Source organism: Pirellulales bacterium, assembly GCA_019694455.1.
Taxonomy (GTDB): Bacteria; Planctomycetota; Planctomycetia; order Pirellulales; family JAEUIK01; genus JAIBBY01.
The window spans coordinates 1-7473 of the sequence record JAIBBY010000103.1; the positions used below are offsets into that span (position 1 = coordinate 1).

At 59.9% G+C, this 7473-nt stretch carries 8 protein-coding genes; 4 read left to right on the plus strand and 4 right to left on the minus strand.

Going from position 1 to position 7473, the window contains the following annotated elements:
• Window positions 1-188 precede the first annotated feature (188 nt).
• From K1X71_20740 to K1X71_20750, 3 genes are all read right to left on the minus strand, one after another.
• Window positions 189-380 (minus strand): carbon storage regulator, encoded by a 192-nt coding sequence (locus K1X71_20740; GenBank protein MBX7075576.1) that lies wholly within the window; start codon window positions 378-380, stop codon window positions 189-191.
• Window positions 381-732: 352 nt separating this feature from the next.
• Window positions 733-1668 carry a PmoA family protein gene (locus K1X71_20745; protein MBX7075577.1) on the minus strand — a complete coding sequence of 312 codons (936 nt, stop codon included), beginning with the start codon at window positions 1666-1668 and terminating at the stop codon, window positions 733-735.
• A 151-nt stretch (window positions 1669-1819) separates the two neighbouring features.
• Entirely contained in the window at window positions 1820-2647 is an 828-nt protein-coding gene (locus K1X71_20750) for a hypothetical protein (protein MBX7075578.1), read from the minus strand.
• 291 nt (window positions 2648-2938) lie between these two features.
• Between K1X71_20750 and K1X71_20755 the strand changes: the two genes are divergently transcribed.
• The 4 genes from K1X71_20755 (at window position 2939) to K1X71_20770 (ending at window position 6581) form a co-directional block, all read left to right on the plus strand.
• Window positions 2939-3652: an OmpH family outer membrane protein gene (locus K1X71_20755; protein ID MBX7075579.1), complete on the plus strand. Its 714-nt coding sequence runs from the start codon at window positions 2939-2941 to the stop codon at window positions 3650-3652.
• A 60-nt stretch (window positions 3653-3712) separates the two neighbouring features.
• Window positions 3713-4591 (plus strand): UDP-3-O-acyl-N-acetylglucosamine deacetylase, encoded by an 879-nt coding sequence (gene lpxC / locus K1X71_20760; protein MBX7075580.1) that lies wholly within the window; start codon window positions 3713-3715, stop codon window positions 4589-4591.
• 68 nt (window positions 4592-4659) lie between these two features.
• Window positions 4660-5466 (plus strand): acyl-ACP--UDP-N-acetylglucosamine O-acyltransferase, encoded by an 807-nt coding sequence (gene lpxA / locus K1X71_20765; protein ID MBX7075581.1) that lies wholly within the window; start codon window positions 4660-4662, stop codon window positions 5464-5466.
• Entirely contained in the window at window positions 5463-6581 is a 1119-nt protein-coding gene (locus K1X71_20770; GenBank protein ID MBX7075582.1) for a Gfo/Idh/MocA family oxidoreductase, read from the plus strand. Before lpxA ends, K1X71_20770 begins: the two co-directional genes overlap by 4 nt.
• A gap of 22 nt (window positions 6582-6603) precedes the next feature.
• Here K1X71_20770 and K1X71_20775 read toward each other — a convergent pair whose 3' ends face one another.
• Window positions 6604-7329, minus strand: coding sequence for a hypothetical protein (locus K1X71_20775; GenBank protein MBX7075583.1), 726 nt, complete (start codon window positions 7327-7329; stop codon window positions 6604-6606).
• Between the last annotated feature and the right edge of the window lie 144 nt (window positions 7330-7473).

Sequence of the window (7473 nt, forward strand, 5' to 3'; positions counted from 1 at the left end):
TACTTACGTGCGGTCGAGCTTAGCCAAGTGCCAGCTACTTGTCAAAGAAATGCGGCGTGTCAGCAAGTCAATCGCCAGGGGGACGCAAGGCCCGAAAGAGATTCTGACGAATGACTTTATGTCATGACTCAGGCGCGCCGCCGGAAAAAACCGGCGGCGCGCCTGAATTTTGGTCGGGAGCAACCGACTTATCCGGCGGCTGCCGTGATCATCACTTCCATATTGACGGCGTGCGGTTGCAATTCACCTCGCAGAACCACCACGTTGGCGGGCGCCTCGATCCCTAGTCGCACCTTGTCGCCGCTGACGCGAACGACCGTGACGACAATCGAATCGCCCACCTTAATACACTCGTTCTCTCTCCTGGATAGCACCAGCATGGCTCACCTCCCTGTATGATGTAGTGTATGAATGTATACATGACTTCCGCGCAACAGTCAACCTCTAATCGGACGGAGGAAATTTCGCGGAAATCGGACGCCAAGAGCAACGAAGCCCAAACGCAGCGCGAGGCGGACCGCGCCCCGGTTTTTGTCCCGGACGCGTTGAACTCGACTGCTCGCAGACAGCCAGCGGCTGAAGACGACTCCCTTCAGAGTGAAATGGTTGCCAATCCTTGGCCGCAGGGTAGGAAGCTGTGCGGCTAGCTTCGCTACATTGCCCTGACACTAGAAGCTATCGGCAATCTAGTCGAGCTAGTGAAGATTTGATGGATGCGAAATTTTATCGCCGCTAGTTCGCCGGCTCGAACGGCGCCTTTTCGAACGCGCTGAAGCGCTCCGCGATTTTCGCATCGCGGTCGGTTCCCTGGTGCAGCACAACGCGATATCCCAGCTTGAGCGATTCGCCAGACGCCAGATTGTGCTCGCCGCCGGTTCCTTCCACGCGGGGAAAATCTTTCTTGCCGAAAGGATTCGCGGCAAAGAGCCCGTAGTCGCGCACATGCCAGCGACATGGAAAGTTGAAGCTGTCCGGATGATTGAGAATGGCAATACCCAGCGTTTCTCCGTCGACGGGGCCGTGGTAATCAACCCACTTGGCAGGTTTGCCCCAGGCACGGCGATCTTCTAATCCCTCGCTGGTGACGATATGCCCCCCTTGTCGAGCATTGAGAGCAACGAAATTGGGCACGCGAATTCCAAAGGTTCCTTCCTTAGTGTCGCCAAACTTCACCGGCCCATCAGTGGCCTTGAGCGTGAAGAAAACGTCGATCAGCCGCGCATCTCCGTCCGCGGAAAAGATATAGGTGCGCTCGTCCTCCAAGACCTTTTTCCCATCGGGGGCGATCCAATCGACAACCGCAGTAATTACGCCCTTGTCGCCGCCGGCAATCTTTCGAAATTCGCGATGCTCGGTCTTTCCCTTGCCCAGGCTCCAAAAATCGACGCCATTCACGTCGCCATGCGTAAACCACAGCGAACGATGATGCGGATGGTCCTTGACTTCGCCCTCAATGTCGCGGGTCATCGGCTTGCCGCTTGGGCCGATGATTGGAAACAAAATCGGCCTGCCCGCGGATTGCTTGACGTAGCGAGTGAAAAGTTTGCCGTCGAGCAGGACCTCGACGCCGTCGGGACCTTCTTTCAACTCAAACTGGGTGGCCAGCACGCCGGACGACGCAAGGGAAATCGACGCGGCGAGTGCAAGCAACCAAATCGAACGCATCATGTCGGGGTCCTATACGATGACGTGAGCCCAAGGAGACCCGGGCAGCCATTGCCGAGGCAATGTGTGGAAATCGCTGGCGAGTGGCGCGCCAACTGTGGGACACGCACGCTCAACATCGTAGTCGCCGCGACCGAGCGAGGCCAGCAGGCGGTTAACGGGTGATGGCGCCGCGCTGCCGCGCCACTTCCGGAGTTTTGCGTGTTTCCTGAGGCGTTGGTTGCTGCTCAGGACCGCGCTGAAACTCCTCGAACGAGACTTTGGCGAGACTTGTAAGCAACTGGCCTGCCTCGTCAATGCGTCGCAGGTCTTCGCCGGAGATCTTCCAGGCGATTGTATGCTTGCTCAGCAGCTTGACCTCGCGACGCGGAGCGGGCGCCGCAGCCGGCACAATCGTGAGCTCCACCTGCATCGGCAGCACATGCCGCTCGAATAACGCGCGATTCAAGGCAATGCGAGTGAAGGGGGGCGCCGAGCCAGGATTGACCACCGTGTTCAACTGCGCGTACCAATCGGAGAATTCTTGATACTGACGCAGCGCCGTGGCGTCGTTGCAGGCGCGAATGGAGACACGATACGTCATATTGGGGCTGGTGAGTTCAAGGACACCGCGTTTCGGGGTCGCGGCTTGAAATTTTGGCTCGGCCAGAAAGCGCAGGAGCGCGTCTTTATGGGCCAGCGCATGCTGTTTGAGTTCTTCGTTGTAGGCGGCCACTTCGCGCGTGGGAATCTCGGTTTGAACCTGGCGAGCCGGGTCGAGCAGCACAAACAACCCGCGACGCGCATCAAAGATTGTGATGCTCTCGGGCAGAGACAGAAAATCGTAAACCAGCCCAGCGCGAAAGAGCGTAATGTTCTGGCTCACCGGCTCTTCACGATCCGCGACATAAACCTGGCTGGTGATCTTGAAATCGGTGGCCGTGACCATTTGCAGCAGGCTTGTCGACAGCAAGGCAACGGCCAAGGCAATAGCGCGGATCATGTCCAGTTTCCTCATCGGGTCGACAAGATTTTGGCGGATCGAGGGGCACAGAAGATAGGAACAAAGGTTGCGTCATGTAAATGTCAAAATGGCGCGCCGCCATTGCACCCAATTGCCCCGAATTCCGCTGGCGCCGGCCACGCATTTTCATCTGATTTTCTGCCCTTTACCCAGCGCTTGCTTCTCGGCACAATACCGCCCGCTTTGGCCCGCCGCTTCGCGATTTGATCGAAGCGTTGCCGTTGCGACCGGTCCATGGATGGTCCGGGAAACCTAGCAGGAGCGTTACCGGTGACACGCACTCTTCGTTGCGCCGCATTCGTGGCCAGCGGCCTATTGTTTTCGGCCGCATCAGCATTTGCCCAACCGCAGACCCGTCCCTTTCCGGCACAAGCGCCTGTCGGCGCGCCGGCGCAGAACTTCCGCGCGTCGGCGCCTCAGCCGGCCAGCGCCGGGACACGCATTTCCTCTCCGGTTGCAGTGATCGATTTGCTGCATTTGTTTGAGAATCATCCCAGCTTCCAAGACCAAAAGGCGCAGATGGATCGCGCCAAGGAAATGGAAGAGAAGAAGCTCATCCAAATGCGCGACAACTTGAAGGCCAAGGCCGAAAAGCTCAAGGAATTCAAGCCTGGCACCACGGAATATGGCCAGTTGGAATCGGAACTCGCGCAAGAAGACGCCAAGCTGCAAGTCGAAGTGAAGAAGGCGAACCAAAAGTTCATCACCTACGAAGGCAAGATGTACTTCTCCACGTACCAGCAGGTGCTGGAAGATGTGGAAGCCTACTGCAGCCAGCGCGGCATCGTCTTGGTGCTGCGGTACACCGGCAAACAAGTCAATCCGGACAATCCGGAAGACATCATGAAGGAAATGAACGAGCAGGTGATCTACTACAACCAAGCGGTCGACATCACGCCGGACATTCTCGCGCAAATCAAGAGCCGGCATCCGGCGCGCGTAGGTCAACCTTTGCCGCGACCATCGGCGCCTGTCAATCGTTAGCGACATTCTTGTCGCAAATGTCCTTCTTGTCGCATCATCTGTTCGCCGCGAGCCGACACCTTGAATCAACATCTTCGTTCGCAACGCACGCTCAGCGACTCGACCCGTGTCGAGGGATTCGGATTTTGGAGCAGCCGAGACGTCGCGGTTGAGTTTCGACCCGCGCCGGTAAACACCGGAATCGTCTTTGTGCGTGGCGATTTGCAACCGGCGCGGCGAATCCCCGCGACGATTGCCCATCGCATCGAGACGCCACGGCGCACCACGCTCACGGCGCGCGGCGCCAGCGTGGAGATGGTCGAGCACATCATGGCGGCTCTGTCTGGCCTGCGCATCGACAACTGCGAGGTGTGGGTTGATGCCCCCGAGATGCCGGGTTGCGACGGTTCGAGCCTGGCCTTTGTGCAGGCGCTGGACTCCGTGGGCGTGGTGGAGCAGGACGCGCTGCGCCCGGTGCTGGCGGTGCGTGAGCCGATGCGAATCGGCAATGAGGACGCCTGGATCGAGGCGCGGCCAGCGGCTGACCGCGGCTGCCATATTCGATTTCGCGTGGATTACGGCCTGAGCAGCCCCATCGGCCGGCAAATTTATCGCGCCACGCTCACGCCGGAGACCTTTCGGGCAGAGATTGCCGGCAGCCGCACGTTCTTGTTGCAACCCGAGGCCGAATGGCTCCGCAGCCAAGGCCTGGCGAAGCGCACCACGTACCAAAACGCGTTGGTCTTTGACGACGAAGGCCCCTTGGAAAACGAACTGCGCTTTCCCGAGGAATGCGCGCGACACAAATTGCTGGATGTCGTGGGCGATCTGGCGTTGACGGGCTGCGACATTGTGGGCGAGTTCACCGCGTATCGCAGCGGTCACCGCCTGAACGCCGACATGGCCAAGGCCTTGTTGACCGAGGCGGAGCTGCGCGGTGGCTGGAGACGGTCCGCTTGACGCACACATTATGAAATACCCTTGCTCGCCAGACATGGCGGGCCGGCGGTCGCGAAGGAGCGCGTCCGATGGCAATTCAAGTAGCCGACAATTCGTCGATACATCCACATGCCGAGATCGACGACGACGTCGAAATTGGCCCGTTCTGCGTTATTGGCCCCCATGTGCGCATTGGCCGCGGCACTCAACTGCTCAATCACGTCACCGTGATGGGGCATGTGACGATCGGCCGCGAGAACAAGATATATCCCGGCGTGGTGATCGGCGGCGAGCCGCAGGACATCAGCTACACCGGCAGCCCGACACGGGTCGCGATCGGCGACTACAACATCATTCGCGAGTCGGTGACAATCAATCGCGGCACGGAGAAAGAGGATGGGTTGACCGCGATCGGCGACCACAACTTCTTCATGGCGTGCTCGCACGTGGCGCACGACTGCAAACTGGGCGACCATATCGTGATCGCCAACGGCACGCTGCTGGGCGGGCACGTTCACATCCATAGCCACGCATCGCTTTCTGGCGCCGTGGCGGTGCATCACTACACCACCATTGGCAGCTACAGTTTTGTCGGCGGGCTCAGTCGGGTGCTGCACGATGTTCCGCCGTTCATGCTGGCCGAAGGCACGCCCGCGCGGCCCAGGTGCATCAACGTGGTGGCGCTGAAGCGCAATCACTTTTCGCCCGAGGCGATTCATAATTTGGCCACCGCGCATCGCCTGCTGTACCGCGCCAAAGTGGGCCTGGAGCATGCGCGCGAAATACTGCGCGCGCACGAGCAATTGCAATCGCCGGTGACTGACCTGTTGGAATTCGTGGAATATCAACAAACGGGGCGTCACGGGCGCGCTCGCGAGTTGCGGAGAGCGGCATGAACCAGCTTAAGGTGGCGGTAGTCGGCGCGGGGCATCTGGGCCGAATTCACGCGCGGTTGCTCAGCACGTTGCCGGCGTTCCAATTGGTGGCGGTCGTCGATCCGGTGGAAGGCAATCGCCGCTCGGTCGCCGAGGCGCATGGCATTTGGCCGTGCGTGCATTATGGAGAGATATTGGGGCGCGTTGACGCTGCGGTGATCGCCACACCGACACGGCGACACCACGAGGTGGCCTCGCAACTGTTGGCCAATGGCATCCATTTGCTGATCGAAAAGCCGATCACGGCCAGCATCGCCGAGGCCGATGAGTTGATCGACTTGGCGCGGCGCCATGGCGCGGTGTTGCAAGTCGGTCATGTGGAGCGATTTAACCCGGCGTTCATGCACGCGCAGTCCGAGTGCTTTGATCCCAAATACATCGAGGCGGTGCGCACCAGCGCGTTCAAATTCCGCTCGACCGACATTGGCGTGGTGCTCGACTTGATGATTCACGACATCGACCTGGCGCTGGCGCTGGTGCGATCTCCCTTGCGGAACGTGGAGGCGGTTGGCGTCTCGGTGTTCGGCGACGCGGAAGACATCGCCAACGCCCGCCTGTCGTTCGACAATGGAGCCGTGGTGACGCTGAGCGCGTCGCGCGCCAGTTATGAGGCCAAGCGACAGGTGCAGGTGTGGAGCGAGCGCGGCTTTGCGAGCCTCGATCTGGCGAGCCGCTCTGGAACGATGGTGCGACCCCATCGCTCCATCATCGAACGCACGTTCAACGTGTCGCAGCTCACCAGCGAACAGGTGGAACGGCTGAAAGATCACCTGTTCGACGACTTGCTGCCGATCGAGCACTTCCAAGCGCCGGCGCATGACCAGATCACCGCCGAGCTGGAGGACTTCGCCGACAGCATCCAACGTGGTCGAGCGCCGCAAGTCTCTGGCGAACAGGGACGCGCGGCGTTGGTCGTCGCGGAGAAGATTCTGGAGTCGATCGCCGCCCATAGTTGGGACGGTCATCATGTGGGGCGAATCGGTCCGCAAGTCGCGCCAAGTGGTCATGTGCTGCGCGGCCCTCATTGGGGAAAATCTCCTGCGCGGTCGGCGACTACTTGGCGGCAAGCCAGTTGACGGCTTGCGAATCTCACTGCGCTCAGTCGCTTGTCGCGGCGGTTTGTTCCAAAGTCTCGGTAGCCTGCGCACGCGAGCGCGAGGGGTCGTCTGGCCGCAGCGCCACCAGGCACGCGCGCACGTCATTTACATGGGCCAGAAAGCACTGAAGCTCCGCGCCTCCTTCCAGCGCGCCTGAGGCGTGCTTGTCTAGCACGTCAGCCTTGGCGCGATAGAGCTGACGCCCAAGCTGCTCCCAGAGCGGCAGGGTCAGTTCGCCAGACTCCTGGCGGGCGATGGCCTGTCTTTCGACTTCGGTGACGGCGTCGTAATAATCCTCAAACTTGCTCAGCCGGCGACCTTGATACCAGCGCAGAAACAAGAAAAGCGAGACCGCCGCGGAAACCAGAAAGCTGCGCATGTCCTCCATCTTGCTCATGAACTCGCCATTCACCACGGGCTGGCCGCGTCGCAAGTAAAATTGCATACCCGGATGCACGCGAAAATCGTGCATCCGCAAAACGCGCTGCGGATCGACCGGCGGCAAGTTGGCCATGCGGGCGAAATCGCCGTCGAACAACACCTCGGCCAGTCGCTCGACCGCGGCGGACGACACCTCGGTATTGGCGATCAGAATCATGGGCGTGGCCACGGTGTGCAGCGGCGCGGCCGGCCCGGGCGGGGACACGCTATAGCTGAAGGACGGAATGACAAAATCGTGAATCTCGCGATCCAAGAGCGCCATCGCATCGGCGTACGGCAACGGCATCAGTTGATAGCCGTATTGACTAGAGCTCGTTTCAAAACCGTCGTAAACTAACCTTCCACTGTGTAAGGAGTTGGGTTAGGACGTGCCTTCGAAAGGAGACTTTTGATGGCCAAGCGACACGATGTCGAAGTCACGGATGAGCAA

Excerpts from the sequence above, each read along its gene's own strand:
- K1X71_20740 (MBX7075576.1), bottom strand. The coding sequence starts at position 380 with ATGCTGGTGCTATCCAGGAGAGAGAACGAGTGTATTAAGGTGGGCGAT.
- K1X71_20745 (MBX7075577.1), bottom strand. The coding sequence starts at position 1,668 with ATGATGCGTTCGATTTGGTTGCTTGCACTCGCCGCGTCGATTTCCCTT.
- K1X71_20750 (MBX7075578.1), bottom strand. The coding sequence starts at position 2,647 with ATGATCCGCGCTATTGCCTTGGCCGTTGCCTTGCTGTCGACAAGCCTG.
- lpxA (MBX7075581.1), top strand. The coding sequence starts at position 4,660 with ATGGCAATTCAAGTAGCCGACAATTCGTCGATACATCCACATGCCGAG.
- K1X71_20770 (MBX7075582.1), top strand. The coding sequence starts at position 5,463 with ATGAACCAGCTTAAGGTGGCGGTAGTCGGCGCGGGGCATCTGGGCCGA.
- K1X71_20775 (MBX7075583.1), bottom strand. The coding sequence starts at position 7,329 with ATGCCGTTGCCGTACGCCGATGCGATGGCGCTCTTGGATCGCGAGATT.